Source organism: Sorangium sp. So ce367, from assembly GCF_051520455.1.
GTDB lineage: Bacteria > Myxococcota_A > Polyangia > Polyangiales > Polyangiaceae > Sorangium > Sorangium cellulosum_B.
On the sequence record NZ_CP150334.1, the window covers coordinates 8,872,400 to 8,898,878 of the forward strand.

Consider the following 26,479-nt stretch of genomic DNA (forward strand, 5'->3'; position numbering starts at 1 on the left):
ACCGAGGGAGAACCATGCGAATCACAGGAGCGATCACCCTGTCCCCCGCGGTGCTGCTCGTCGCGGCCGGCTGCGGCACCACACCAGGCCCGAGCGACGCCGGCGGGGCGGCGTGCGACGGCGCGTCATGGTGTCCAGGCGACGCGCCGCCGGAGTCGGTCTGTCTCGAGCGCCTCGCCGCCAACGTGCTGGAGGATGGCTGCGGGGTGTTCGTCGCGGGGATGTTCGGGAGCGGGGACGACGCGAACCCCGGCACGAAGGACAAGCCGGTGCGCACGCTGCAGCGCGGCGTCGAGCTCGCGCGCACCGGACGAGGGCGCGTCTTCGCGTGCAACGATGGGTTCTTCGACGCCCTCGTGCTGCCGTCCGGCGTGGATCTCATCGGCGGATACCACTGCTTGAGCTTTGCGCATGAGCCCGGCGGGCGCCCGACGCTGCAGATGGATACCTTCGACATCACCCTGACCGTCGTGCCCGCGAGTCCCGGCGACACGGGAGCCGCGGACGGGGTATCGACGATCGTCGACATGCAGTTCGTTTCCCACGGCTCGCTCACGGTGCTCGTCCAGTCGGGCACGGCCGTGGAGCTCATCCGGAGCCGAGTTCATGCCTCTTCCGCGTGGGGGGGCCGCGATGCCGAGAAATGGCCCTATCCGAACGAGGCAGCGGAGGGGCCCGATGGGCAGTACGGGGGCGACGCGTGCTCGGCCGCCGTCGTCCCTGGTGGCGCTGCGGCGGTGAACCCGTGCGAAGGAGGGATTCCGAGCGTCGGCGGGAAGGGAGGGGACGGGCTTCCCGACGGCGCTGGCGACGGCGGGGACGGGCTGCCGTTGGTTGCGTACAGCCCGACGTCCGGGCGGGGGGGAGACGGGGAGGTGACAGGCGTCGATTGCGAAGAGGGATCTGTCGGGCGCAGCGGCGCGCAAGGTGTGACCGGTGCCGCCGGCAAGGGCATGGGGCGCATCACCGAGGCAGGGTGGGAATCCGACAAAGCCGGCGACGGCAGCAGGGGCATGCCAGGTCAGGGCGGCGGCGGGGGTGGCGGCCATCGGGGAGGGCTCTCCGTGTGCGGTGCGGGGTCGAAGGGAGGAGCCGGCGGCGGCTCCGGCGGCGCCGGCGGCTGCGGCGGTCGAGGCGGCCGAGGTGGCGAGAACGGCTATCCGTCGATCGGCATCATCGCGCTTCATGCCAAGCTGACCGTGCGCGATAGCGAGATCGAGACATCCGAGGCCGGGCAGGGCGGCGACGGCGGGCCCCCCGAGGAAGGCGGCCGAGGCGGTCGCGGCGCTCCGGGAGGCGCCTTGGGGGGCGGCCTGTGGTCCTGTCAGGGTGCCAACGGGGGCGACGGGGGTCCCGGCGGCTACGGCGGCCCCGGGCGTGGCGGCGACTCGATCGGCATCGCCTATCTCGACGAGGACCAGCTCACGCTGGAGGGCGTCTCCTATGAGCTCGGACTGCCCGGCAAGGGCGGCGTGAGCTGGGATATCTGGTCCAGCGACGAGGTCACGGGGGAGGAGGGCATCGCCGCCGAGACGTTCCGGTTTCCCGAGTAGTCAGTATCAGCTCGGGAGGGCGACGCGGGCCGCAGACGATTCGCGGAGGCAGACGAGCCCAGGGCGACGCCCGTAAGGTCCGCTTATTAGAGGCGTCATAAGATCCGCGCGGGACGTATTTGCCCAGTGGACGGATGGCGACGCTGCCGAGCTTGCCGACGCTCGACGCAACCCGCCGAGCCCATCCCCCGGGCGCATAACGGCAGGGCAGCATTGCAGATCACCGGTTGACGCCGACTTTCCGGTAGGGGATCGATGCGCCCATCCAAAACGGGGGAAATGTATGGAACATGGGTCGGTGATGAAGGCGAGCGCGCTCGTGTTGTGCGGCGGGCTCGCAGCGATCCTCGTGTCGGCATGCGACTTGTCCTACACTTGCGACACAGTGGAGCCGGGAAGCGCGGGTGCTGGATACCCGACAGAATCCGCAGGGGCAGGAGATTTTCCAAGCAACGGCGAGGAAGACGAAGGCGAAAGCGAAGACGTGGGCAGCGACTCGTCCGCTTTAATGGCAGGCTGCACGCCAGTTCACGCATGTACCGAGATGTACGAAAAGTGCAGGGACATGGGGCGGCCGTGCACGCGTCCGATCGGCCATCGGAGCCTTTGTGATTACTGTCGCGAGGATTGTCAGGATAAGCGTCCGTACAAGTACAGTGAATGCTACAGCTGTGGATTCGAATGAACACGACGGACTTGCCTGCCCTCCTCGACGCGACGCATGTTGCCTTTGACCCGCCAACAGCAGACCGCCTGGTGCAACTCGGCGCGGCCAACGTCGTGCGTTCGTCAGATTGCCTTGTTGTCGGGCCGAGCCGCCTCGATGCCCTGGAGCATGTCCGGACGCGTGAGGCCTGGTGCTCTTTGTCTGAGATGCGCTCGGTTGCAGACGAATCGGGCCAAAAGTGGGATCAGCTCTATTCGCAGGATGTTCGCTGGGAGCTGCCCGTCGTCTTGTGGGCATCAGTGAGCCTCCATGAACGAGTGAACCTATGGAGGGTCTGTAGCTGGCTGCGGCACATCGGGATCGCGTGCAGTGACGTCCTCATCGTCGAGCTCGAGCGTGTCTACGGCACAATGAATAGGTTCCGTGAGCCACCGAGCGTGCCGCGGTTCAACTGCTCCGCGTCGGTCGCCGACCATCTCGACAACGTTCTTCTGGATCGTCTCGCCAAGTCGCGCCCTTGGCCAGTGGAACGCTACGATCGTGCCGTTCGCCTCTGGGAAAGCTACACCGATGAGGATCCTTTGCCCTTCGTCGAAAGCTGCATCGCTGGTGTCGAAGGGTTTCCGGAACTTGCCTCCTTGTGGGGACTTCTGTCATCTTTCTTTCCTAGGAAGACTACGGAAGGTACCCTGCTCCTCAGCCAACTCGACAAACTCATCCTGACCATCCTCTCGGTAGGTGAGTACCAAACTGACGTGTCCGTGTTCTGCCACAAGTCGCAGTCTGGATTGGAACTGCGGGAGCTCCTCTCCTGTACAGGCGACCTCTTCCTGGAAGATCGTCTGGCCCAATGGGCGAGGCACGCTTCGAACGAGTTCGTGGAGCGCGCACCCGACGTGAGGCCTGACGTTGCGATGAAGTCGTGGGTGTACCGCCTCACCGAACGTGGTACGCGACTCCGAGACAAGGGGCTCGAGCAGCTCGCGGACGCGCCGCGCCTTCCCGTAGCGGGGACCGAGGCGTACTCACCTGTGGCCCCCTGGGTGCTGCTCGAAGATGGGCGGCTCGCTCGCCTCTGAGGGCTAGCCTAAAGTCCGCGATCGGAAGCCAGCTTGGCCCACTGGATTCAGTCCTGTAGACCGAATTGATTGAGGGACTCGCCATGCCCCCTGAGCCGGAAGACCAGGACCCGCGCCCGCCGCCCACCGAGGCGGAGCTGGCAGCGATCCCGGATACGGCCACCTTCGCCGCAGCCCTCGTGTGGTGCGGCTATCTCGCGTCGCCCAGGATGGTCGCGAAGATCCCCCCCGCGGATCTGCGCCGTCCAGCGCTCGGCCACATCGACAGCTTGCTCGCCACCTTCCGGCCAGTCCGCCGGAATCAGCCGGAGACGCGGGCATGGTGGCTAGCGCTGCTCGAGCGCCTCGAGAGCTTCCGGGCGCTCTGCGAAGCATGGGACGGCACCAGAGCGCCGCCCATGCCGTTGCAGGAGGCCGCGCGGGCGGTCCTCATGTACCTGAATCACAAGTCGAGTTCGGAGGAGTACGAGGCGCTCGATGAGGAGGTAAGCCCGTTCTACCTCCAGCCTCCCAGCCCGCGGGGCGCGTAGGCTCGGCGGTCCGCCACGTATCGGAACTTACAGACGGTCACGCAGCGTCTGCGAGCGTGGGGAGTTCGTTCGCCGAGGCGGTTGCCCTCGGTGCGGGTGAGCGGCACGGCGCGGCGCCTCGGAGCGGGGCGCCGCGGCTAGACGAGAGCGAAGTGTTGCCCTGGCTCCCGTGACGGAGCCATCGTTGCTTCTCCTCGAGTGCCCGCGCCGCACTTCTTCGCGCAGCGATCCGGCTTCTTTTACCTACGCGCTCACCTCACGCATCTCCCAGCTGCCTTGGCCCCCCGCCGGAAACACCCCGATCCGGGGCGCTTGTCCATGAGCAGCCAGCGCCGTCCGGGCCGCCCTAGCAGCGCAAGCGGGGCAACGGGCGCGGCGTACCCGAGCGCGACGTGACCCACGGGGCACCAGAGCTCGACCAGTAGCGCGGCCCACGCCGTTCGAGATGCCTCAGGGCAGACGCTACCGGATCGCGGGGGAGGTCGGGATCGAGGTGATGCTCGCCATCGAGGGCAGTGCCAGATGCACTACCGATGGCGTCCCCAGCGGGATCCAGCTCATGCTGACCCCGGAGGAGTTGCGGATCGCCGCGTAGGAACGGCTCAGGTTCTACTTCGACGGCGGGGCGTTCCCTCGACCGGGGCCGGACGGGTTGCCGGTCGTGCTCGGCCAGTTGCCGCCGCCCCCGCCTCCTCCCCCGCCCTTCCCGCCGCCACCACCGCCGCCGCCTCCACCACGACCACCACCTCCTCCTCCACGGCCGCCACTGCCGCCGCCACCCTTGCCAGCACCGCCGCCGCCGCCACCCTTGCCACCACCGCCGCCGCCACCCTTGCCTCCGGACATGGTTCCCTCCGTACCCTCAAGGCCGAGGAGCCACGTCCATGCGGCCGGATCGGCTGAGAGGGATCGGGGAAGGTAACGCCTCGGCAGGCTTCCGCCATCCCTTGCTCGACAAGCCCCGGCCAACGCCGTAGCCGCAGCCGAGCGGTAGGTTCCGGCGGAGACACGGCATCAGGCCCATGTACTTCCACGACGAAGAGAAGCGGATCGTGTAGCGCGTGAGCGTGCAGTCCCCTCCAAGCCCCCCGCCCAAGACGACCAAGCGGAGCCGGCGGCCGGAGCCGGTGGTGTTGACCTTCTGGGCCGACGTCTCTTCCATGAGCGAGTCGGCAGGAGGCGCAGCTTCACTGCTCCGCGCCAGAACTTCACCTCGCCGCCTGACACCGCCGACGACGCGACCAGGTACTACATCCAGCGGATCGCCTCCGGCTACGGCAAAAAGATCGACGACGGGGAGGGCGCGCGGCTCTGGAGGCTCTAAGAGGCCGCTTTAAGGCCAACCCCAACACGCAGGCGTAGATGGCCCTGCTGGTGGCCTGGGTGAGCCCGTGGCGAGGGAGGCGCTTTTGCGCTACGTCCTGAGACCCCCGATCAGGCCGCTCACCCAGCGTCGACGCGACGGCCGCCGTACTGGGGGTTCGGGGCGCAGGGCGCCGCAGGCGACCCGGAGCCCCGAGCGTTGAAGAGCACCGTCCTGCGCCGCAAGGCGCTCGGGGACGCCCCATCGCCGCCAGAACTCCCGGGCCAGACCAACTCCCGGAGGGCGATGTGTGCCCGCGGCACGCCGATGCGCCCCTTTGCACGCTCTGCGCCGCGCGGGGCCCACTCTTTCGACCCATGAACGACGCGTCGCGACGCTCGCGGTCCCGCCACTTCGGTTCGCCGCGCCACACTTCTTCACGCAGCGATCCGGCTTCTTTTACCTACGCGCCGCCGGCTGGCGGCGAGCCGCCCGACGAACCTGGCGTGCCAGGATCGGCTTCTTCGCTGCTGCAGGCCGCGGCGGCCGCGACGAGGAGCGCCGTCGATGCGACGAGTCGAAAGCAAGGGAAAGCCGTCTTCATGGTGGAGAAAGGGGATTTAAACGTCTCGGAGACGTCAAGCCCCAATTGGCGCGGGGGACCTGGTGGTGGCGATGCGGAGCAGCAGCAGGGTGCCCACCCTCACCTCATGGCGTGTTGGCCTGTTCAAGCACGCCTATCACCAGACCCCCTATCAATACGTGCTGTCACGCCGCATCGAGAAGGCGATGGCCATGCTCCGGGACGAGCGGCTGTCCATCGCGGAGATCGCGCTGGCGTGCGGGTTCTCCAATCAGGGGCACCTCACGACGGCGTTCAAGCGCCGCACGGGGACGACGCCCGGCGCGTACCGGAAGAAGTGATCCGTCGCCGGGCGTCGGGAGCAGGGAGGCTGTCAGTAAGGCGCGGCGCAGATCGCGTTGCCGCAGGGGTACACGACGGAGCTGCCGGCGATGACGCTGGCCTCGGGGAGGGTCGCCAGGGTCGCCCCGGTCTCGATATCGTAGATGGCGCGCTCGTACCGCGCGTGGATGGCCGTCGGCGAGACGGGGACCATGCCGTACGCCGGCTTGCCATAGTCGACCGTGTAGTCCTTGGGGGCCAGGGTGATGCGCGGCAGCGGCGGCGTGGCGATCACGTTGCCCAGCTCGTCGTAGAGGGTGGACGCCTGAAGCTCCCACCGGTTGGTCAAGGAATTGCGGGTATACGTCTGGACGAGCGCGCGGGTATCGTCGAGCCATCCGACCGCGCAGCCGGGCACCGCGTTGACGAGCACCCCGTCCTCGTAGAACTGGGTGAACCCGCAGCCGTCTCCCGTCGCCTCGTCCGTCACGAGGTAATGACGGCCGTCGGGGGAGATGACCGGAACCGGTTGAGATCCGGTGTCCTCGTAGATCACCGTCGCTCCGCTCACGTCGCTGACGATGCGGCGATCGCCATCGAGAACGTTGGAGCGGCGATACGTGCGGCCCAGCGTCGTCCCGCTCGCGGACAGCGAGAAATCGAGGAGGGCGACATCCGAGTCGAACGAGGCGACCTCGGCGCCGTCGGGCAGCGAGAAGATGCGGAGGTCTCTGCTCTCGATGTGCGAGTCGCGCTCGGTGGCGCGCGCGGCGAGCACGCGCCCGTCGGCCGAGAGCCGCACGCCAGCGCTGAGCAACGGAACGGACGCCGTGGGACCGGCGCCGAGGTCGGCGGTGTCGTAGAGGAAGATCGCCCCCGCGGGCGTGGCGATGGCGACCTGCCCGGAGGCCGCTCCGCCCAGCTTCGACGCTCCGCAGCCGAGCGTCCCCGTCGCGTCAGGGTCGGCCACCGTGCCCTTCTGCAAGATGACGCCTCCGGAGCTACCGATGGCCCAGCGAAGCCCTCCGTCGATGTGCGCCACGGTGGGCGGGTAGACCGTCACCTCGTGCTCCGCTCGCGTGATCTCGGAGCCGCCGAGATCGAAGACCTCGAGCTTCGTCGGAGCCGTACCGAAGACGCCGATCGCGCGCTCGGAGGGCACCACGGTCATGCCGCTGCGGTATTCGTACTGTGCCACGGGGACGTTCCCTCCGCCGATCCGGTAGATCGTGAGCGGGTTGCCCAAGATATGGGGATTGTAAGTCCAGAGATAGTCTCCCGTCGCCGCGAGGTTGTCGATGTGCGGCAGGTTGACGATGCTCTCCTGGACGCCGGTCCTCGAGTACACCCGCACCGTGTTGCCGGCCGTCGTGAGGAAGCGCGCGCCGTCCCTGGACCATGCGTGGAAGGTGCCCGCGAACGCGGGCGTGAGGTGCGGCGGCGAGCCGTCGATCGGCACGACCTGGACCGACGTATCCGGATGGTATTTCGACCCGACGCGCACCGCGTCCGGGGCCGCATGGAACTCGCCATAGACCTCCAGCGTGGCCGACAGCACCTCGTCCCCGGTGCGGCTCCAGACGGTGATGTTGCGGGAGCGGGCGGCCCAGACGTAGCTCCCGTCGGTCGCTAGCCCCACGTCGTCGTACTCGGCCGCGATGGCCGCCAGCAGCGAGCCGTCGGCGGCATTGCGCAGCTCGAACGCGTGCTGCGGGTCCGTCTGGATGACCAGGAGATCGGCTCGGAGCTCGACGCCTCCCGGAAGCTCTGGAAACGAGCCGTCCGGAAGGGGAAATGGAAGCTCCCGGAAGCCGCCGGGCGCATTACCGTCGGCGATCGCGGCGCGGGTCGCCGTATCCCACAGGATCCAGCGGTCGTGGTCCCAGCCGAGGACGCGATCCCCGGAGACGAAGAGCCGGCGGAGAATCTGGGTGTGTCCCAGATCGAGGAACGCCTCAGGCGAACTGCGCCAGGTCGTGGGCGTACCGCAGGGGGAAAGGGATGCGGTGCCGCCGCTGCCGCCGTTGCCGCCGGGGTCGCCGCCGCTGCCGCCGCCGCCGGGGTCGCCGCCGCTGCCGGAGCCGCCGTCGCCGCCACTGCCGCCGCCGCCGCTGCCGGAGCCGCCGCTACCGCCGCCGCCGCCGCTGCCGGAGCCGCCGCTACCGCCGCTGCCGCCCGTGCCGGAGCCGCCGCTACCGCCGCTGCCGCCCGTGCCGGAGCCGCCGGTCCCGCTGGGGTCGCCGCCGCTGCCGGAGCCGCCGGTGCCGCTGGGGTCGCCGCCGCTGCCGGAGCCGCCGGTCCCGCTGGGGTCGCCGCCGCTGCCGGAGCCGCCGGTCCCGCTGGGGTCGCCGCCGCTGCCGGAGCCGCCGGTCCCGCTGGGGTCGCCGCCGCTGCCGGAGCCGCCGGTCCCGCCGGCAGACGTCACGCCAGGGGCGCCGCCGCCTCCTGCCTCTCCCGAGGAGCTACCGCCCGGCCCGGGATCAGAGCAACCGACCATCAAGAGGACACACGAGACGATGAGTGAAGTCGTTCGCATGACCCGCTAAGGTGCCATACCCCCGGCGTTTGTTCATCGCCGTAAGAACAACCCGCTCTTTTCGTGCGGCGCACGGCTCTCCGTCATCGCGACCGCGGTCCTCGCGAGGCCGGGCTCGCCAGCCGGAGCCCGACGGAGCTCGCGCAGACTCTCCCTGGGCACGGGGCCGGTGCGCAACAGCGTATGATGATGATGCAAGTTGGTCGATGAGAGATGCATTGAACCCCATCGCCGCGCTCCTGCGGTATCGGCTGCCCCGTCGAGCTCGGAGGCCTCAATAGAATCAGAGCTCCGCCAGCCGCGCACGCTGATCGGCGTCGCCTGCGGAGCGCAACGCGAGGTGGAGCCCCGCGGCACGTCGATGCGCCCCTTTGCACGCTCTGCGCTGCGCGGGGCCCACTCTTTCGACCCATGAACGACGCGTCGCGACGCTCGCGGCCCCGCCACTTCGGTTCGCCGCGCCACACTTCTTCGCGCAGCGATCCGGCTTCTTTTACCTATGCCCCGGGAGGACGCCGGCGAGCTCGCCCGCGTCCGCTCCGCGGCGGCGTGGTCGCGGAGGTCGATGCGAGCGTCGGCGAGCTCGGCGCGGCCGCCGGCATCCCTACCCTACGATCCGAGGGTATCAATGAACCCACAAGGAACCCAAGGGTCGCATGGTACCCTTGGGTCCCGTGGTTACTCGTCGCCGGAGCGTCGACTGCGTCCGAAATCCATTGGTTGACGAACAGCCAGGGGGAGAAGTGTTCCAGCAGCAACGGACGTACTGGCGAAGGACTTCGCATCGTCGCAGGCGCTATCCGATACGCCCTATTCCAGCCTGTCGCCCGATGATGCGCTACCAATTCGGCTCAGGTAAGGTGTGCCTTGTGCATCAAATTGGCATACCCCTACGTGGTCAGGATCATACGCGGTAGCACCTCCAATAGACACAGGCGGGGCCGCTTGTACACTCGGCAGCGCATCGAGGATCTCCTCGCTCCCCGCACGCCATCGAAAGGACCATCTCGTCATCTCGGAAGGTCTCGGATGACGTGCGTTTCGACGTTCGACGATGCGGCCTCGCGTGTGGTGATACCAATCATTGAGCCGTTTGGCTACGTACAGATCCCCCGTGTGTGAAAACCACGCATCGAGCTCGGATTCGGCGTTGATCGCGTTGACAAAAACTTTAACCGGCGAGAGCCACTCTTGCGATAGCTGCCGCAGGAGGAGCTCGTCAAAGCGCGATAGTAAGAGCCCATGACCTGCCCGTCGGGGAAAGAGTCCGGCGTGGTAACGCCCAAGGTTGGCCAACTGCGGGTGGAACATGCTCCCAGATGCACAGAACCTAGAAAAGGCGACGGGTGAGCGGCGGCACCACAATTTCCAGAGCGTAGCCGCGAGAGCTGTCTCGAGCTTCGACCATTGGATCACGGGCGGCTTGCGTAGCAGAGCATCCGCGACATTGAGGGATATGGCCCTGCCTGGTCCGGGCCCTTGCGGGAATGCTCCGGCGGCGTCCGGGCTGAGATCAACGACGAACAGCGCGCGCCCTCGCTCGACCACGGAAGCGCAGATCCGACAGAGGCTGATCAGGCCGCCTGGTGTCGGTGGAAGCGCCACGCAGACCGGCGGCCCATCAGAACGCGCAAGCTCTTCATTGAGATCGGTAGACGGCTCTCCACCCAAGTATCCAACGCGCGCAGCACGATGACGTTTCGGGTCGATTCTTGACGGCCCCAGCAGGAGCTCGTCATCGTCGACCACGACGGGGGATGCCACCTTGGCTAGAGCCGCGCCGGCAACCCTGCCCATGGCAACGTAGACTGCGCCCTGTATCGGCTCATTCATCATCTGAATCCGCACGATCTGCATTTGCACGCTGGCGGGTATGGTGCGCCCGATTGGCAGGCCTCAAAGCAACTCCTGCACGATGTATGGCGCCATTTGTCGCAGCCTGGATATCCCGTGATGCACTTGCCGCCGATCTCTTGGCAATCCACGAACATGTCTGTGCATGTCTTGTCGGGCGTGCACCCCGCCATCTCCTCAGTGGCGCCGCTTCCCACGTCGTCGCCGTTTCCGAACCAGTCCCCCGTAGCTGCTGACCCCGGTGGGTATGGTTCCCCGGCCCCTGTGCCTTCCCCTAAGATAGCACTCGCCCAAGTCGTAGTTGCACGCCCATACCATGAGACCGAGAGGAACAAGAACAGGGATCGCCTTCAATTTCAGCCTGTGGCGCATGCTCATCCTCCAAGTTTTCCCAGATGCGTGTGCGGAGTGGCGTTGTCAACTGTGATTCAGGGCAAGGATTGCGTCCCTACTGCTACGGCTTGTCAACCTCGCCCCGATCCGAAGCCGAGCTCGAGCTGAGCGCAGCGGGTTGCAGATCGTCGCGGCCGAGCTGGGCGCGGACCATCGGAGGTCGAGGCGCACGTCGGCGCGTAAGCGCCCGACCATCGCCATGGGCATGGTGTTACCGAGCAGGCTGCTTGATGGCCGGAAGATCCGGCTCTGTGATGGCCATCATCGAGCTGGATTTGCGCTCACCGCGATCGCAGCGAGGCATGCGCCGGGGTGACTGCGGCGGTCGCAGAGCGCCGGCGCTCTCAGTCGATGCGGAGTGGGAGGCGGTCATCGCCGTCGAGGACGGCGTGGTAGCGAGCGAGAGCGTCGTCGAGCCGATCGAGGTAGTGGAGCACGACGTCAACGGCGTAGAGACGAGGGCACAGCGGATCCGGGTCGCTCGGGTAGCGCGCGGTGAGCGCGCCGCGGGCGAGCGCGAGGGCCGCGACGAGGGCGGCGGCTGCGCTGCCCGCGGCGTCGCCGCGCCGCGTGTCCCCCTCGGCCACGGGGACGGGGTTCACCCGGCCTCCTCTGCGTCCAGCTGCAGGATGCGGCTCAGGACGTCGCGCTCGACGAGCTTGCGCTTCTTGCGCGCAGCGGCGCGGAGCGCGGCAGTGGCGAGTCGATCGGTGTCGCGCAGGCTGCCAGCGGCCGCCTCGTGCAGCATCGCGATGGCGTCCGAGGTGAAGAGCTCTTTCGTGCAGCCGACTCGGCCGAGACGTACACGCAGATAGTCGGCCGTATCGTCCGGCGTGAGCGGGTCGATGGTCAATCGGTAATGGAGGCGCGAATACAGGGAGCGATTGCGGCGCACGCGGAGCCGCTCGCCGAGCTCGGGCAAGCCAAGCAACACGAGCGAAAGCAATGCGCGGCTATCCCATGCGTAATTAAGGAGTATGTGAAGATGATCGAGTGTGTCCTGATGAAGCAGATGGGCCTCATCGAGGACGAAGACCGGAAATACGCGCTCCTTCGCGAGTTCCTCGACGTGCGTGCTGACCGCGTAGAAGACGTCTCCAGCGGTGCTGCAGCGAGCGAGACCGAGCGCCAGACAGAGCTGCCGATAGAAGTCCCGGCGTCCAAGCGTCACGTTGGCGCAGTAGGTCAGGCGAAACGTCTGCGGCGAAAGGGCATGACGGAGCGCGCGGAGCAGACACGTCTTGCCGACGCCGGGGTCACCGGCGAGCAGCACGCTCTTTCTGGCGTGCACCGCCTCGATGAGCGTCTCGAGTACCATCTGCTTGGACGGGGGGAGCCAGAGCTCGCCGTCTTCGACCTCCTTGGAAAATGGCTCTGCGGTGAAGCTGAAGTAGCTGCAGAAGTCCATGGTCATCCCTCCTCGTCATCGCGGGGCGTTCGTCCGAGAGCCTTGTCCAGGAGGGTCTTCGGCGGGTCAAAGGGGACGCGCGCCTCGTGAGCGACATCGAGGTTGCAGGCCGGTCGCGGCCGATGGGCGTTCTTCACCGGATCGACCCGGTGCAGGGCGAAGCGTTTGCCCTCGTGTTCAATCCAGGGCGGCTCGGTCGGCGTGACGAGGCACCTCGACACCGTGACGAGGCGGCCGGCGAGGAAGCCGAGATCGGTCTCCCAGTCCTCCCCATCCATCGAGAGCGTGCTGTCACGCCGCACGCGCCGGCGGGCCTGGGCCGTGAGCGCGTCGCGCAGCTTCCGCTCGTCGAGGTCGTCGGTGACGTGGGGATACTCCTCGTAGACCTGCGCGGGGGACTTGCCGAAGAGCGCCGCGTGCGGTGTGCGGTGATAGTGCTCGTCGACCCATGCGTAGAGCCGGACGTTGAGGTCGTGGAGCGACCCGAGCGCGCCGGTAAAGTCCAGGCACCTCTCGCGCAACGTCCTCCAGAAGCGCTCCATCTTGCCGCGCGCGGGGGCGTCGTACGGGCGGGCGTGGATCAGGGTGGTGCCGAGTCGCTCGCACGCAAGGTGCAAGGTGTGCCCGCGGTAGGTCGAGCCGTTGTCCAGGTAGAGGGCGTCGGGAGCGCCGTGCTTGCGCAGCGCCCGGATGAAGAGCGCCAGCATGTCGACCTCCCGCTCGGCGCTCATCGCCTCGAGCGCGAGGATGTACCGCGAGGCGTCGTCGAGCAGCGCGTGAATGCGCACCGGCGCCGGGCTGCCGTTGACGAGGATCGGCGACGCGTGACACACATCGCCGTGCCACAGGGCGCCGGGATGCTCGGCCTGCCAGCGCAGCCGCACCTTGCCGCCCGGGCGATCGCGCAGCGCGACGCGATCGAGGTGGTGTTCGGCATACAGCCGTCGCACCGTGGTGGCGGATATGGCGCCCTTGTCGATGCGGCCCGCCGCGATCAGGGTGTCGAGGATGAGCGAGACCGAGGCGCTCGGGTGCTCCTCTCGGATCTCGAGCAGCATCTGCCGTTGCTCGGGGGTGAGCTCGCGCGCCCGCCCCTTGTCCTTGCGGGGCTTGGGGCGTAAGCCCTCGAGACCTTCGGTCTTGTACGCGTAATACCAGCGCTCGAGCGTGGGGACGGAGTAGGTGCGCGGAGAATGGGCGCGTGGTGGGCGAAACCGCTGCTTGCTCAGGTCGGCGAGCGCTTCGGCGAGCTCTCCGCGGTCGAGCTCGCGGTGCATGAGCGAGCCGATGATCTCGCTGCGATAGAGCGCCACCGCTTCGGCGTGGTCCTTCGGCTGGAGGGGGTCTTGCACGTCGTGTCCTTTCCGCGCCGGTGACACCGCACCGGCCGCACAGCCATCCAAGCGCAAGGCGCTCCGCCGACCGAGGATCCAACCGGGTGGGGTCCGGCATGAGCTCGGCGAGCGGGCCGCTTGCCATCACGCGGCCCGCACGGCGCCTGCCATGACGGCGGCCTCGGGGACCTCGGCCGCAAAAGGCGCCATCGCGACGAGCGTCATCGCCGCCCGCTCGGCCCGCTGCCGCAGCGATGCAGCGAGGGGACTGGGGCGGACCGCCGCAAAGAGGCGCCTCTGGTCGATGGCGCGTAGCCAGCGCCGCACGGTCACTCAGCTGTCAGCATCGAAGCTGGCGGACCAAGGGCTGACGCGCCGCCGCACCTCGATGAGCGCTGCACCGGCGACGCCGACGAGCAGCAGGGCCAGACCGATCGCCGTCGCGGCGAAGTGCCGTCGCGGTGCGACGCCCCGCGGCACGACCGTGATCGCGGCGCTGCAGCGGCGGCATCGATAGCGGCGCGCCTCGATCGTGACGAGCCCGCCGCGCTCACCGGCAGCCAGCGGCCCGCGCACCTGCCGCGACCGCGTTCCGTGACCCCACAGCCCCAACCCGCCCCCCAGCGGGCACCCCGCCGCGCCGCAACGGGGGCAGCGGGCTGGCCGCGCGCGGTCTACGGTGGGCGGGGAACCAAGCCAGCCTTTGACATCGAGGTCCAAATGGACGATCTGTTGAGGGCTCCGCTCTTTCAAGCGATTCGGAGCACGACGGGAGGGGGCACGCGGCCAAACGAGCTCCTCCCGTCGCCTATTTTGTGGCCGGCGCCGCGCCGATGCTCCACTCCTGCCGCTGACCTACTCCGTTCGTTACGCCGACGGGCGAGGAGTCGTGCTGGTAATTTTCGAGAGGAGAACGGAATGCGCGCTCCCTCTTTTCCTGTGCTCCTGGATTCGACCAGCGCGTTCGTGCTCGGGACGAGCTACAATGAGAATTTCATCGGACTCGGCGTAATGCATGGCCGGGGAGCGCTCCGGCAACTTGCTGCCCCCGGACACCTCTGTCATCGCGTCTGATCCGCCTCGACGATGGTGTTCTCCGGTGGGTCGAGCGCCCCGTCATCAAAGAGCTGGATCCACAGGCGCACCATGGGCATCAACGACGGTGCTCGGTAACAGCATGGCCCCTTGCGGCTCTCGCCGCGGTCGACGATGCTAGGCGGAGGCGGCGTCGACCCACGGTAGCCCACTGGTGGCGCGTCCTGCGAATCCCATCGGCATCCAGCCTGCCCCGTCCGGTCGTCGGGGATGCCCACGGGCCCAAATCCTGCTACAATCCCGACATGTCGCGCAGGAATGGCGTGCTTGCCGAGGCCCTGCAACTTTCGCCGGAGGAGCGAGCAGACGCAACCGACCAGGCCGCGCTCGTGGCGCGCTGCGCGCTGCAGATCCGCGCCTCGCTGGCCGGCGCGGCATCTTGCGTGGCGAGCAGTCGAAGCCTCGACGCAAGCGGGGGAGAAAGATGAGCGACTTTCTGGCGGAGCTCGGGGCCCACGCTGCGGCGCGAAGCTACCAGCGCAAGGACCGTGACCTTCCTTTCGACGTCTGGAAGCCGCGCTTCAAGCTGATCGGCAAGACCTTCGGTTGGTCGGAGTGGATCAAGGTCAGGGCCGGTTGGAAGGAAGCGCTGGGCGGAGCGCTGAAGGACCATCACGTGGCCTTCTTGGAGCTGTTTCTCACTCAGAAGGCTCCCGTGTCGTTCAAGGCCATGAAGGACGAAGCCAAGCGGCAGTTTCGGATCTTCTTCGAGGCCGAGCCGCGCCCGCGGCTGCTCGTCCGTTTTCATGCTCTCGACCTGCCGGCGCCGGACAGCGACGTTTGGAGCATCACGCTGAGCGACGGCACGCGCTTCGGCCCTGTCGTCGTCTTCGACATGTGCGGATGGACCATCGTGAACAGCACGCTGGTAGGTTAGACGGCGGCGAGGCTGCCCGACGCGCCGTCAGTAACCACCCGGCCGCCATGGGCACGGCCCCTTGCAGCTCCCGGCGGGGTCGACGAGGCTGGACGCGGGGCGGCGTCGGCCCACGACTCGGCGCGGGCACAGGCGGTCCTGAAAAAGGGACCGGCAAGGCGGCATCCGCCTAGGTCGCCGGCCGAGGCTCGCGTTATTCAGGTCGCGTCGGCGTCGGCGTCGCCGGTGCTCGGAGCAGCGTGCGACGACTTCGTCCAGGCGTCGGGCAGCAACTCGTCCAGCCGGTCGCGCGGCCAGCCCGCCTGCAACTTGCCGATGATGTCTGTCGCCCAGGCGAGCGGGTTGACTCCGTGCATTCGACACGAGCCGAAGATCGTGTAGCCGATGGCCAGGCGCTGAGCGCCCTTGTCGGAGCCCGCGAATAGGTAGTTCTTTCTTCCGAGCGCGACACGTCTTAGCTGCCGCTCAACCTCGCCGTTGTCTATCTCGAAGCGTCCATCCGTGAAGCAGCGCCGCCATGCCGCCTCCTGATGGATGGCGTACTGGGTGGCGATGCAGAGCGGCGTGCCTGGTACGAGCCGCAGGTGCAGCTCGTGAATCCACTGATACAGCTCATCCACAACGGGGAGCGACCGCTCCTGCCGGCGCGCCAGGCGCGTCTCCGTGGGCAGCGCCTCCTCCTTGCAGGCCGCCTCGATCCGGTAGATGGCCTTGAAGTACGAGAGCGCCACCGCGGCCCGCGTGTCGCCGCCCTTTGCCGCCTTCTCGAGCTTGGCGCGGATGTGCATCCCGCAGCCAAGCCGACGCTCCTCGGGCACGATCATCTCGCCGCCTTCACCTCCGCGGTGCATCGCGCCATAGCCCGCGTACCCATCGCCCTGCAAGTAGCCGGTGAAGCCCTGCAGCAATGCGGCTGGATGCTTCGCCTTCCAGTCCGGTGCGTACAGGAACGCCACGAGATCTGCCCCGACGAAGGCCCAGATGTGGCCACGCTTCACCCCCGTCGGATGATCTCGATCCAGGACCCGCATCCCCGTGTCGTCGGCGCGCAGGTAGAACGAGTCCAGTACCCGCTCCTCGATCCTCTCAGCCACCGGAGCGAGCACATCGAGTGCGAAGGCCGACCAATCGCCCAGGGTCGACGGGGACAGCGACACGCCGAAGCGCGCGTACTGCTGCGACTGCCGGTACAGCGGCATCGAATCCTCGAACTTCTCGACAAGGATGCTGGCGAGCAGCCCCGGTCCCGGACGCCCGCGGTCCATCACCTTCTCGCTGTCCGCCGTCGTTACGCCTTGCTCCGGGCAGCGCGGGCAGGCGAGCTTCTCCCGCCGCTCCTCGATGATCTTGAACTGCGCCGGAACGAACTCGAGCACTTCGCTCGTACGATGGCCAATGCACTTCTTGTCCGCGCCGCACTGGGGGCACGTCCGCTCCGCCTCGGGGACGGGCACCACGCGCGTCTCACGCGGCAGGTGCTCGGGAAGCGGCGCGCGCCCGCCCCGTCCTCGCGGCGGCTTCGGCGGCTCAGGAGGTTGCGGCACCAGCCCCTGCTCCGGTTGCGGCGGAGCTTCCGCCCCGAGCTCGGCGAACATCAGCATCAGCTGCTCGGTCGAGATCTGCTGGCTCTTGCGGCCGTACAGCTCCCGCAGCGCGCTCGCGAGCCTCGCCGAGAGCGCCGTATTCTTGTCGCGCAGCTGGACCAGCAGCCCGAGCACCAGCTCGATGAGCTATGAAAGCTGCCCGGCGGCCGCCAGCTGCTCGAGCTTGTGCCGCACATCCGCCAGATCGGCGGGCAATTGTGCCTGGGACTGAAGAGGACTGGTCACGTGGCGCGCGGGATAGCTATCCCGCGCGCATCCATCAAGCTTTGCTTCGACGGAGCAATTTTTCTCACGCCGGGCCTCCAGCGCTTGCGCCGCACGGCCTGGGCCAGGTCGAACCCTTCGAGCATCAGCGACAGCTCGGCCGCCTCGACCTCGACGTGCGTGGCCCCCTTGGGCAGGTCGCAGGCGAGATGGAATCGCCCGCGAGCCAATTTCTTCGCCACGATCATGTACCCGGTGCGGTCCCAGAACAAGACGCGCATCTGGTCACCTCGCCGATTCCTGAACACGAACAGATGCCCGCAGAGCGGGTCGGCACCGAAGCGCTGAGAGACCAAGGCCGACAGCCCATCGAAGCTCTTGCGCAGATCCGTGGGCTCGGCTGCGACGTACACGCGCACCGACGGCGGCAGCGTCAGCACGGCGTCTCCTCGGCCGCGAGCGCCAGTACCCGCTCGAGCGTGGCCGGGTCGAAGCCCGGCCGGACCCGCACCACCCGCCCGTTGGGCAGCGCGATCTCGATCGGCTCTGGCGCGACGGCCGATGCGTCCGTCACCACGTGGACCGGCAGAAAACGCGGTGCCTCGGTCAACGACGACGGCGAGGGTTGCGAGGGCCGGTCAGCGCGCAGCTTCCAGCGCCACCAGTACAGCTGCTTCGGCTTGTACCCTTCGCGCCGCGCGAACTTCTCGGCGCTTAGCCCGCTGCGCTCCCATCGCCCCACCCGCTCGGCCCACTCCGCCTTTGTCGCCATCGCTTCCTCCTTCGTCGCGATGGGGACTGGTAACCGGCCCCGACGGGGTGGTCACGATGGCGTTGGTCGGGCGCTTACGTCGGCGCGGCCTCTAGCCCTGAGCCTGCTCGGCGCGTTGTGACGCCCGGGCGGGAGGTCTCGAGCGTGAGCGCGGCGCAGCCCCCACGGCGGGGTGCGGAGGTCGCGGCGGACGGACATCGGCGAGCGCGGCGCGATCTCCGTGCACCTGATCGAGTTCGGGCACATCGCCAGCGACGAGCAGCTCGAGCGCGAGTTCGGTGCAGCCCCCGCGGGAGGGCGCGGTGGTCGAAGCGGACGCCGACGACGGCTGGCGACGAGGAGCGCCGGCGCGAGCGCTACATAGCCCTTCGCCGCGGCGGTGCGGCCGTCCGGGACGCGTCGACTTCAGAGCATCGGGATCTGCTCGCCGAATTTCTCTTTGACGCCCACGTCATGCCCAGAAAGATCGTGCGCGCTCTCATATCGCCTGTCGCGGCTCGGCCAGGGCGCCCACCATGTCCATACGCTTACTCAGCAAGACCGGCTTGCTCTACGTCGGTGCGCTCGTCGTGGTTCCGGCATCGGCCCAGGCACTCGAGTTCAACGGCGGCGTGAGCGTGGGCGGGATCCAGATCGGGACCGAGCCCAGGCTTGCCGTGAGCCCCTTCGCCGGATGGCTCTGGCGCAGCGAAGGGGACCTCCGGCTCGAAGTCCACAACATGCTCAGCATCGTTCCAGGGGCGGGTATCGGGGTCTACGATCGAACGGCGGTCACTCTTGGGTATGCCACGAAAACAACCACCGCCAGCCTCGGGCCGTCCCTGGCGTTCTACTCGATGCCGGTGTGTGGTGCCGTGATCTGTGACCGCGTGGTGGGGGTTGCTCCAGGCGGCCGCGCCCAGTCCGACTGGTACTTCGCCGGGCCCTTGGGCGTGTCCACCAGCTTCCATGTGGACTGGGCTGGCGGCAGCAGTCGCGTTCTCCCTGGAAGTCTGGTCGTGATGTTGACCACTGGACCAATTTGGAGATTCGAGGTGAAGTCGAAATGAACAGGCTGGCTATTGTTGATGGTACTTCACTCCGCTCCTCCTTGCGCCTTGACGTCTGAGCTCGCGCCAGAACATCCCGGGCCAGACCAACGCCCGGAGGGCGACGTGTGCCTGCGGCACCCCGATGCGCCCCTTGGCGCGCTCTGCGCCGCGCGGGGCCCGCTCGTTCGACCCATGAACGAGGCGTCGCGACGCGCGCGGTCCCGCCACTTCGGTTCGCCGCGCCACTCTTCTTCACGCAGCGATCCGGCTTCTTTTACCTACGCGCGGGCGCGACGCGGGCGGCTCAGGGCGGGCGCGACGCGGGCGGCTCACGGCGCGCGGCGCGCTCGGCTCAGTAGGGGCGCTGGCCGACGAAGTTGCCGGGAGGATCGTACGTGCACACCCAGAACTGCCAGGCGCTGACCCCTTCGAACGGTGAGCCGTCCGCACAGCTGGCGATCCCGCAGCCGAGCCGCAGGGAGTCGGCCCAGACCACCTGGGTGTAATGGCCGCACGTGGCGGCGCTGCAGGCGTTGCTCGCGAGGTCGTAGCTGACCGCCTCGTCGATCCACGAGCCGACGACATCCTCGGGGGTGGGTGAGGCGCCGCTCGACGTCGCGAAGAGGTTCTCTCCGTAGCCGTTCGCGCTGTGGCGGAACACACACTTGTCGGCATGGGCCTGAGCCACCGCGGCGAGCTCGGACGACCACGAGAGCGGGGGCAGCGGCTGCTCGGCGGGCGGGTCGACCGCGGCGCGCGCCGCGTTGTGGGCCGCCGTCATCCCGACCATCCGGGGCGGCTCGTCGTCGCCCTGGCCGCTCGCCGGGGCGTCGGCGTCGTCGGACGAGCTGCCGCACCCGGCAGCGAGGGCGAGCATCAGGGAGAACAGCGCGAACCCCTGGAGACGTGAGCCGAGCGTATTCACGGAACCATTGTCCTACAGCTCGGCCGCGCGCCGCAACCATTCATTCGATGATGGGCTACGCCAACTCACGAGAGACCTTGTACGGATAAGCCCTACAGCCGTGTGGACGGCGGCGTCCGGGCATGGCGCCGGACGTCGGGATAGCCATTATCCAGCCGGATGGAAATCCGGCCGTCATCCGGCTTCTTTTACCTGCGCGCATAGGTCCTTCAAGGCAACGAGGGAACATCCAATGACTCGATCGACGCGCATCACGCGAACGGCGCTCGTGTCGACTGCGACACTGGGCCTCCTCCACGCTCTGCCCGTCCATGCACAGGGCGCGGTGGATCCGTCGAGTGACGCCCGGGGCGCACCGTGATATGGAGCGATCCATGAAGTTCCCGCTCATGTTCGGCACCCGCGAGCGGGTGGAGCGATCGGGGGAGAAGTTCCGGGGCGGGTGTCCGCAGTGCGGGACCGCCGGGGTCTTCTACCGGGCGAAGAAGACGTTCAACGTGAGCCTGTTCGTCGCCGTCTCGCTATGGGACAGCGCCGAGGACGTCGTCCAGTGCGGCCAGTGCCTGACGGCGTTCGACCCGGCCGACGTCCCGCCGCTCCCGGAGGAGCCGAAGGCCTCGCTCACCGAGCGCGTCGCGCGAGCGATCGGTATCGACCATGAGAAGCCCGCACCGGCCGCCCCTCCGGAGAAGCCGTCCCCGAGCTCCGCCCGGAAGCTCCCGTCGAGGGACGTGGACGCCGAGATCGACGCGGAGCTCGCGGCGATGAAGAGGCGCGTGGGGAAGAAATAGGAAACAGGGGCTACGCGCGCGGCGTCGGTGAGGCGCGCACCCAGTTCTTCTGCTGATGGTGCCTCGTTCCCGAGCGGCGTGGCGTACGTCACGATGGCGTTGCGGAGCACCATCGCCTCTTCCCGGTTGCGCAACCCGAGGATGCCGAGCAGGTCGCGCCCGCTCACCTCGTCGAGCAGCGCGCTGCCTTCGCGCAGGGAGTCCTCGGTGAGGCCGACGAGCGAAAGACGGGCCTGGTGCTGCTGGGCGAGCCGGGCTTCTGCGCCGCACGTCTGCGCTCGATGTCCTCGAGTGCCCGGCTTGCAAGGGCAGGATGAAGCTCGTCGCCATGCTCACCGAGCCGAGCAACATCGCCCGCTTCCTCACCGCGTACCTCCGGGGGCCGCTCCGCGCCCACGGCGACAACCTCCCGGCGGCCGCGCGCGTGGTGCGAAGGGACCGGACCCACCTCCACGAGCTGCTCCGCCGGCACGGCCTGGCGGCGCGCGAGGCGTAGGCGCGCGCCTACACCTGTGGGCGCGCGCCTACAGGGGCAGGCGCGCGCCGCGCGGAAAGCGCCGCCGCGAGGAGGACGGCAGCGCCGGCGATCTGCGAGGTCCGCCGCCCGGCACCGGCGCTGCGCGCCTGGCACGGGCGCTGCAATACAGAACCGCGAGGATCACATGATGGAGGTGAACATGATCGACAACGACACGCCTGCTAGGGATGATATCGCGCTCCTCGTCGAGGACCTCGAGGAAGAGGTGGGGTTGCCCGTCCAGGGGACGCACGTGGGCGGTCCGCCCTGCGGGCTTATCTTTGCCCTCGCTTTTCTCTACGCGCATAGCTGAGAAATTCCCGCCACGGGCCGAGGCACGAACGCCAACCTAACCTTCGCTTCGCGCCTCGGCCGCGCGGCGAAGAGAAGCCGCGCACGTCCGGTGGGCCATGCACCTAGGCAAGCTGAAATCCATCCGCTCTCACAACATCGACGACTACCGGCATCCTTTCGAGCGCCTGCTCGCGTCGGATGAGCTCGAACAGCTCGTGGCGAGGTGGCTGACCCGCGCCCTGGCGGGTGAAGCGGAGAACTTCGACCCGGGTACCATCGCCAGCGGTTCGCAGATCATCCTGTACAAGGATGACTGGATCAACATGGGTCTCCGGTATCTACCCGCGCAAGCGGCGATCGAGAGCTCCGGACAGCCCGAGTTTCCCTATCTGATGTCGACTCCGACGCACCTCCTGGTCGGCGTGCTCGGGGGGGCAATGCTGATCGACCTCTACGAGGTCCGTCAACTGGAGCGAAAGGATGTCCTCGACCGGTCCGCGCGGCTCGAGCGGCGCGGCGCGCGCGTCTTTGCCTCGGGAAGCTACTTCGAGCAGCGACCGACGCAGGACGTACTCGACGTGCGCGAGGTAACGACCGGCGTCGTGCTCGTGGAGTTCGCGCTGCGCGCCCAGGACCCGTTGGTATGGCATTTCGACAGGACGACGATGCTCGCCTGCAACGTTTCGTCGTCCGATGTGCACGCGACGCGGCAGCAGTTCTGTGCGGCGATCCTGCGCCGGCTGTGCGGCGCCGGCGCGGCGCCCGATCTGCGATGGCTGGCTGTGCGCTCGCCGTCGCATTTCGTCCGCTGGACCGCGCTCAAGCACCTCATCGAGGTGGATCTGGTCGAAGCGCTCCCGGTGCTCCGAGCCACGACGGACGATCCGCATCCGCACGTGCGGAGCGCCGCGCTGCGTACTCTCGAAAACCTGACCCGCGCTGGGCGCATGGAGTAATCGCGATGGCGATCACGTGGAACATCGACACGAATGAGGCGATCGATCTCGCCGCGCTCATCGCGCACCTCGACGAAAAGGGACCCGGCGTGTTCGCCGTCGACCTGGACGCCACCGCGGCGATGCTCCGCCGCCTCAGCAACAACCGGTCGTTCCTCGCCGAGCACGTACGAGCGGTGATGCACGCGAACGAGTCGTTCGGGGGGTCGAACCAGTACAGCTCTCAAGCATTCATGCTGCATCGTTCTACGTACTACTCCTTGCGCGCGGTGGTCTGGGAGCCGGCGCGCGGCCGCGTCGGTGAGGAGCTCTTTGCCTACGAGTTCGCCCACGACCACGACTTCAGCTTCTTCACCGTGGGCTACTTGGGTCCGGGCTATCGGACACGCGTCTACGAGTACGACCATGATGCGATCATCGGTCTGCCCGAAGAGCCGGTCGAGCTCCGCTTCCTCGAGGATACGGTGCTGTCGCCGGGCAAGGTGATGATGTTCCGTCGCAGCGCTGACGTCCACATTCAGCTCCCTCCCGAGGCGTTCAGCATCTCCGTCAATATCCTACAGAACACGGCCGCTTGGGGCGCGAGGCCTCGTCAATATCAGTTCGACGCCGGCGCCGAACGCATCAAGGCGCGCCTCAACAGCGACGGATCGGAGTTGCTGTTGAAGCTCGGGGCGGTGCTCGGCGGCAGGTGCTTGCCGCTGGTCGCGGCCGCCGCGCGCTCCGGAACGGAGGTGTCGCGGGCGGTCGCCATCGAGTCGCTCGCCCGACACGAGAGCCGGGACTGGCTCGCCGTCGGTCAAGAGGACGCGAGCGCCTTCGTTCGTGAGACGACGCGCCGGATCGCGCGCGAGCTCTCGGGCAGCCCGACTCTCCCCCGCTCGCCTTCGGGCTGACGCCTCCGGGGGGGCTGATGCTGCAGCTCCGGGTCGCCTCCAGCGCGAGTATGCCGACCCGCCATTCCGACAGGCAGCCAGCTGCGCCGTCTGGCGCTCTGCGGGTGGCTCACCAGGCGCCGTACCCGCGGGGCTTGACACGGGCGAAGGTTCTGCGGTTTCCTCTCCGCACGACAAGATCGTCAGCTGCAACTACGGCTATCGCCACAGTGAGACGCAATGCGCCAAGGGCACTTGCCTCGATCATCCGGACGTCATGGCCGCGACCTGCGAGCTTCCTTGAGGTGAACCATGTCCAATCACGCCCGCTTTTCCCTCGTCGCCCTGATCGCAGCGCTCGTTCCCGGGTGCCTCGACACGGGCGACTGCGACAACCGGCCTGCGCGTGGTGAGAGCGAAACGGACGTCCCCCTGGGGGAGCTGCGCGCTTCCCTCGGCGAAGACGGCACGCTCGAGCCTTCCGAGTGCGAGCGGCTCTGCACCGAGGCCTTTCGTTCCGAGAATTTCATCGTGAAGGGCGTGCATGACTGCGCCGTCGTCGACCCGCTCCCGCAAGCGGGCGCGGGCGGCGCCGCGGGTTCCGCAGCCGAAGAGAGCGTGACCATCCGCTGCGACATGACCATCGTGTACCCGTGTGAAGGAAGGCGTCACGCGAATTGGACCCACGGTGCGCGCGGAGGCGGGCGAGACGCGCTCGGCGCGTGGCTCGCCCGTGCCGCTTCCGCGGAGCAGGGCAGCGTGCACAGCTTCCTCGCGCTCCGCGAGGAGCTCGAAGCCTTCGGGGCGCCGAGCCAGCTCTCCGAGCGGGCCCTCGACGCGGCTGCCGAGGAGGTGCGCCATGCCCGAATGATGCGGATCTTGGCGCACCGCCGCGGCGGCAGTCCGGTGGACATCCCCATCGAGGCTCGAGCACGAGGCCGCTCGCTCCTCGAATTCGCTATCGAGAATGCGACGGAGGGATGCGTATTCGAAGCGTTCGCGGCGCTCGTCGCCGCCCACCAAGCCGTGCACGCGAGCGACGAGGACGTGCGCCACGTCATGCACGAAATTGCGCGCGACGAGGCGCATCACGGGCAGTTGGCTTGGGACATCCACGCCTGGTGCGCGTCGCAGCTCACGAAGGACGAGCTCCGTCGGGTAAGGCGCGCCATGCGCCGGGCCTTCCGTGAGCTTTTGATACAGAGTGCGCAGGGACGCGGGGAGGCTCTCTTCGCCGATGTCCTCGGGCTTCCCTCACCAGCCGTCGCAGTGCAGCTCGCGCGCGCGCTCGCGCGCGCGCTCGCGCGCGCGCTCGCGCGCGAGGCGCTCTCAGCGCTTGGCCAAGGACGCGCAGACCAATCCGCCCATGGGGACGCGCTCCGCGGTCAACCTGGCCTTCTCCTCGAATGAGCGCCGCTCGCTCTCGGGAGACTCGCAAGGGTCCTCTTCGCCGTCTCGACGTCACGCAGGACGACCTCCTATTGCTCCTTGCGAGTCTCTTCGCGTTCACAGCCGACGCATCGCGGGCCGTGGCGTTCTCGGGCAGGGGCTTGCGCGCTCTGCCCCGCCGCACGACGGCGGAGCGCCATCAGGTGGCCCCATGAGGCTGCAAACTGGCAGGGATGAGCGGTTTGGTCGGCGTCGCCCCGCTCGCCGCGCTCAACCGAGCGACTGCAGGATCGAGCTGAATCCGTGCTGGCCGTGGCGGCTGCCCTGCGGGGACAGCCACGCTTCGTAGGTGTCGCCGCTCGGCGAACGGAGCTGGATGAACTCGAGGCTCACGAGAGGGTTGAAGGGGTTGCCGGGGCGGGGGCCGACGTCTTGGCCGGGATACGCCGCGTCTTGGTTGAATGCGCGGGTGCCCTGATCGAGGGCGGCCAGGTGCTTGTAGTTGCCGCGTTTGCCGAAGTCGCTGTACTCGCGAGAGACGAGGACGCGGCCGCGGTTGGTGAGGCCGACGTGAACGTTGGGAACGTAGGTGGAGACGCCGATCACGGCGGCAGATGCGGCGTTGAGGACTCCGCCGGCGATGCGGCGGGCCGTGCCGGCGGGCGCCTGGTACTCGACTCCGCTCCAGTTGCCGATGATGCGCTCGCCGGGCTGGAGCTCGTAATACTGGGCGTAGAAGTCGCTGAATTTTTGCTCGATCTCCTCCGGGCTCATGTTGGCGGCCTCGGCCATGGCCTTCTTGCGGACGTACATCGAGTACGCGAAAGCGGCCGCTATGAACACGAGCGGGATCAAGTAATACACTTGCATGACCATCTTCTCCTGAGAACCCACGCTCCACGCTGGAGCCACCGAAGGCGATGGTTACGCGGCGGCGCACGCCAGGTCAAGGGGGCGCGCTTCGAGCGTTCAACCAGCCGCGACTCTTCATTCGCAAGCCATGCTCACGCGCTGGCTGACATACAACACCTTACGCGCGCGCACCGCTCCGCCCAGCGACAGGGCTTCTTTCACTTGACCAGCAAGAGGGCCTCCTTCACTTACGCGCTCGAGCGCTGGTACTGCGCCTTCAAGCACGGAGGGCTCGACGCCCTCCGTCCGAAGCCGCGCTCGGATCGCTTGGCTCGAGGCGCCGCCGCCACGCGCCGGGGGCCATGCCGGCCCACTGCCGGAACGCGTGACTGAACGAGGCCTCGGACGAGTAGCCGGTGAGGCGCGAGACCTTCGCCAGCGGCGCGCCCTCGCGGAGGAGAACCGCAGCCTTCTGCATGCGGACGCGTCGAGCGGCGTCCGCGTGAACGTCGTGACGCCGGGGCCGGTGGCGACACCGAGCGCCGACGAGCTGCGGAAGACGTTCACCGACGGGATGGGCATTCCGGCCGACGTGTTTGTCCAGCAGGTGCCGCTCGGACGCCTCGGCACCACCGACGACGTCGTGGAGGTCGTCGCGCTCCTCGCGTCGGATCGCGGGAGGTGGCTGACCGGCGGGAACTACCGCGTCGACGGCGGAATGACGGCGCGCTGACGG

26 protein-coding genes and 1 pseudogene are annotated in these 26,479 nt (G+C 68.1%); 14 read left to right on the forward strand and 13 right to left on the reverse strand.

Features of this window, described 5'->3' with window-relative positions:
- Positions 1-14: 14 nt before the first annotated feature.
- The 4 genes from WME97_RS33690 (at position 15) to WME97_RS33705 (ending at position 4,424) form a co-directional block, all read left to right on the forward strand.
- The gene (locus WME97_RS33690; RefSeq protein WP_437543636.1) at positions 15-1,553 is read left to right on the forward strand and encodes a hypothetical protein; all 1,539 of its coding nucleotides are present in this window, start codon (positions 15-17) and stop codon (positions 1,551-1,553) included.
- Between the two features lie 681 nt (positions 1,554-2,234).
- Positions 2,235-3,299 (forward strand): DUF1835 domain-containing protein, encoded by a 1,065-nt coding sequence (locus tag WME97_RS33695; protein ID WP_437543638.1) that lies wholly within the window; start codon positions 2,235-2,237, stop codon positions 3,297-3,299.
- An 83-nt stretch (positions 3,300-3,382) separates the two neighbouring features.
- Positions 3,383-3,829: a hypothetical protein gene (locus WME97_RS33700; protein WP_437543640.1), complete on the forward strand. Its 447-nt coding sequence runs from the start codon at positions 3,383-3,385 to the stop codon at positions 3,827-3,829.
- A gap of 445 nt (positions 3,830-4,274) precedes the next feature.
- Complete coding sequence (locus WME97_RS33705) at positions 4,275-4,424, forward strand: hypothetical protein (RefSeq protein ID WP_437543641.1); 150 nt, start codon at positions 4,275-4,277, stop codon at positions 4,422-4,424.
- A gap of 14 nt (positions 4,425-4,438) precedes the next feature.
- On the opposite strand, the gene WME97_RS33710 is transcribed toward WME97_RS33705, so the two are convergent.
- On the reverse strand, positions 4,439-4,675 hold the full coding sequence (locus WME97_RS33710) for a hypothetical protein (protein WP_437543643.1): 237 nt from the start codon (positions 4,673-4,675) through the stop codon (positions 4,439-4,441).
- A 1,150-nt stretch (positions 4,676-5,825) separates the two neighbouring features.
- Here WME97_RS33710 and WME97_RS33715 point away from each other — a divergent pair.
- Complete coding sequence (locus WME97_RS33715) at positions 5,826-6,056, forward strand: helix-turn-helix domain-containing protein (RefSeq protein WP_437543646.1); 231 nt, start codon at positions 5,826-5,828, stop codon at positions 6,054-6,056.
- Between the two features lie 32 nt (positions 6,057-6,088).
- On the opposite strand, the gene WME97_RS33720 is transcribed toward WME97_RS33715, so the two are convergent.
- The 6 genes from WME97_RS33720 to WME97_RS33745 form a co-directional block, all read right to left on the reverse strand.
- A complete protein-coding gene (locus WME97_RS33720) occupies positions 6,089-8,572 on the reverse strand; it encodes a hypothetical protein (RefSeq protein WP_437543648.1) in 2,484 nt (827 codons plus the stop codon).
- Between the two features lie 2,591 nt (positions 8,573-11,163).
- Positions 11,164-11,421: a hypothetical protein gene (locus WME97_RS33725; protein ID WP_437543650.1), complete on the reverse strand. Its 258-nt coding sequence runs from the start codon at positions 11,419-11,421 to the stop codon at positions 11,164-11,166.
- Positions 11,418-12,227, reverse strand: coding sequence for an ExeA family protein (locus WME97_RS33730; protein WP_437543652.1), 810 nt, complete (start codon positions 12,225-12,227; stop codon positions 11,418-11,420). The genes WME97_RS33725 and WME97_RS33730 overlap by 4 nt, the downstream gene beginning before the upstream one ends.
- A gap of 2 nt (positions 12,228-12,229) precedes the next feature.
- Positions 12,230-13,579, reverse strand: a complete 1,350-nt coding sequence (locus WME97_RS33735; RefSeq protein WP_437543653.1) for a helix-turn-helix domain-containing protein — start codon at positions 13,577-13,579, stop codon at positions 12,230-12,232.
- A gap of 126 nt (positions 13,580-13,705) precedes the next feature.
- On the reverse strand, positions 13,706-13,888 hold the full coding sequence (locus WME97_RS33740) for a hypothetical protein (protein ID WP_437543655.1): 183 nt from the start codon (positions 13,886-13,888) through the stop codon (positions 13,706-13,708).
- A gap of 6 nt (positions 13,889-13,894) precedes the next feature.
- A complete protein-coding gene (locus WME97_RS33745) occupies positions 13,895-14,137 on the reverse strand; it encodes a hypothetical protein (protein ID WP_437543657.1) in 243 nt (80 codons plus the stop codon).
- Between the two features lie 943 nt (positions 14,138-15,080).
- Between WME97_RS33745 and WME97_RS33750 the strand changes: the two genes are divergently transcribed.
- Entirely contained in the window at positions 15,081-15,533 is a 453-nt protein-coding gene (locus tag WME97_RS33750) for a hypothetical protein (protein WP_437543659.1), read from the forward strand.
- A gap of 197 nt (positions 15,534-15,730) precedes the next feature.
- Here WME97_RS33750 and tnpC read toward each other — a convergent pair.
- The 3 genes and pseudogenes from tnpC to tnpA form a co-directional block, all read right to left on the reverse strand.
- Positions 15,731-17,362: pseudogene (gene tnpC / locus WME97_RS33755) on the reverse strand (IS66 family transposase).
- A complete protein-coding gene (gene tnpB, locus WME97_RS33760) occupies positions 17,359-17,781 on the reverse strand; it encodes an IS66 family insertion sequence element accessory protein TnpB (RefSeq protein WP_437543661.1) in 423 nt (140 codons plus the stop codon). The pseudogene tnpC and the gene tnpB overlap by 4 nt, the downstream one beginning before the upstream one ends.
- Positions 17,775-18,113 (reverse strand): IS66 family insertion sequence element accessory protein TnpA, encoded by a 339-nt coding sequence (gene tnpA / locus WME97_RS33765; RefSeq protein WP_437543663.1) that lies wholly within the window; start codon positions 18,111-18,113, stop codon positions 17,775-17,777. The genes tnpB and tnpA overlap by 7 nt, the downstream gene beginning before the upstream one ends.
- 515 nt (positions 18,114-18,628) lie before the next feature.
- Here tnpA and WME97_RS33770 point away from each other — a divergent pair.
- The gene (locus WME97_RS33770; RefSeq protein WP_437543665.1) at positions 18,629-19,162 is read left to right on the forward strand and encodes a hypothetical protein; all 534 of its coding nucleotides are present in this window, start codon (positions 18,629-18,631) and stop codon (positions 19,160-19,162) included.
- A 334-nt stretch (positions 19,163-19,496) separates the two neighbouring features.
- Here the strand turns inward: WME97_RS33770 and WME97_RS33775 are convergent, their stop codons facing one another.
- Positions 19,497-20,069: a CAP domain-containing protein gene (locus tag WME97_RS33775; RefSeq protein WP_437543667.1), complete on the reverse strand. Its 573-nt coding sequence runs from the start codon at positions 20,067-20,069 to the stop codon at positions 19,497-19,499.
- Positions 20,070-20,443: 374 nt separating this feature from the next.
- On the opposite strand from WME97_RS33775, the gene WME97_RS33780 reads away from it, so the two are divergent.
- From WME97_RS33780 to WME97_RS33805, 6 genes are all read left to right on the forward strand, one after another.
- A complete protein-coding gene (locus WME97_RS33780) occupies positions 20,444-20,860 on the forward strand; it encodes a hypothetical protein (RefSeq protein ID WP_437543669.1) in 417 nt (138 codons plus the stop codon).
- Positions 20,861-21,173: 313 nt separating this feature from the next.
- Entirely contained in the window at positions 21,174-21,356 is a 183-nt protein-coding gene (locus WME97_RS33785; RefSeq protein ID WP_437543671.1) for a hypothetical protein, read from the forward strand.
- A gap of 181 nt (positions 21,357-21,537) precedes the next feature.
- Complete coding sequence (locus WME97_RS33790) at positions 21,538-21,690, forward strand: hypothetical protein (RefSeq protein WP_437543672.1); 153 nt, start codon at positions 21,538-21,540, stop codon at positions 21,688-21,690.
- Positions 21,691-21,787: 97 nt separating this feature from the next.
- Entirely contained in the window at positions 21,788-22,627 is an 840-nt protein-coding gene (locus WME97_RS33795; protein ID WP_437543674.1) for a HEAT repeat domain-containing protein, read from the forward strand.
- A gap of 5 nt (positions 22,628-22,632) precedes the next feature.
- On the forward strand, positions 22,633-23,523 hold the full coding sequence (locus tag WME97_RS33800) for a transposase (RefSeq protein ID WP_437543676.1): 891 nt from the start codon (positions 22,633-22,635) through the stop codon (positions 23,521-23,523).
- A gap of 510 nt (positions 23,524-24,033) precedes the next feature.
- Positions 24,034-24,912, forward strand: a complete 879-nt coding sequence (locus WME97_RS33805; protein WP_437543678.1) for a ferritin-like domain-containing protein — start codon at positions 24,034-24,036, stop codon at positions 24,910-24,912.
- Positions 24,913-25,161: 249 nt separating this feature from the next.
- On the opposite strand, the gene WME97_RS33810 is transcribed toward WME97_RS33805, so the two are convergent.
- Together WME97_RS33810 and WME97_RS33815 are read right to left on the reverse strand one after the other, a co-directional pair.
- The gene (locus tag WME97_RS33810) at positions 25,162-25,767 is read right to left on the reverse strand and encodes a hypothetical protein (protein WP_437543680.1); all 606 of its coding nucleotides are present in this window, start codon (positions 25,765-25,767) and stop codon (positions 25,162-25,164) included.
- Between the two features lie 253 nt (positions 25,768-26,020).
- Entirely contained in the window at positions 26,021-26,221 is a 201-nt protein-coding gene (locus WME97_RS33815; RefSeq protein WP_437543682.1) for a helix-turn-helix domain-containing protein, read from the reverse strand.
- On the opposite strand from WME97_RS33815, the gene WME97_RS33820 reads away from it, so the two are divergent.
- Entirely contained in the window at positions 26,129-26,476 is a 348-nt protein-coding gene (locus tag WME97_RS33820) for an SDR family oxidoreductase (protein ID WP_437543685.1), read from the forward strand. The two genes, WME97_RS33815 and WME97_RS33820, sit on opposite strands and share 93 nt — an antisense overlap.
- Positions 26,477-26,479 lie beyond the last annotated feature (3 nt).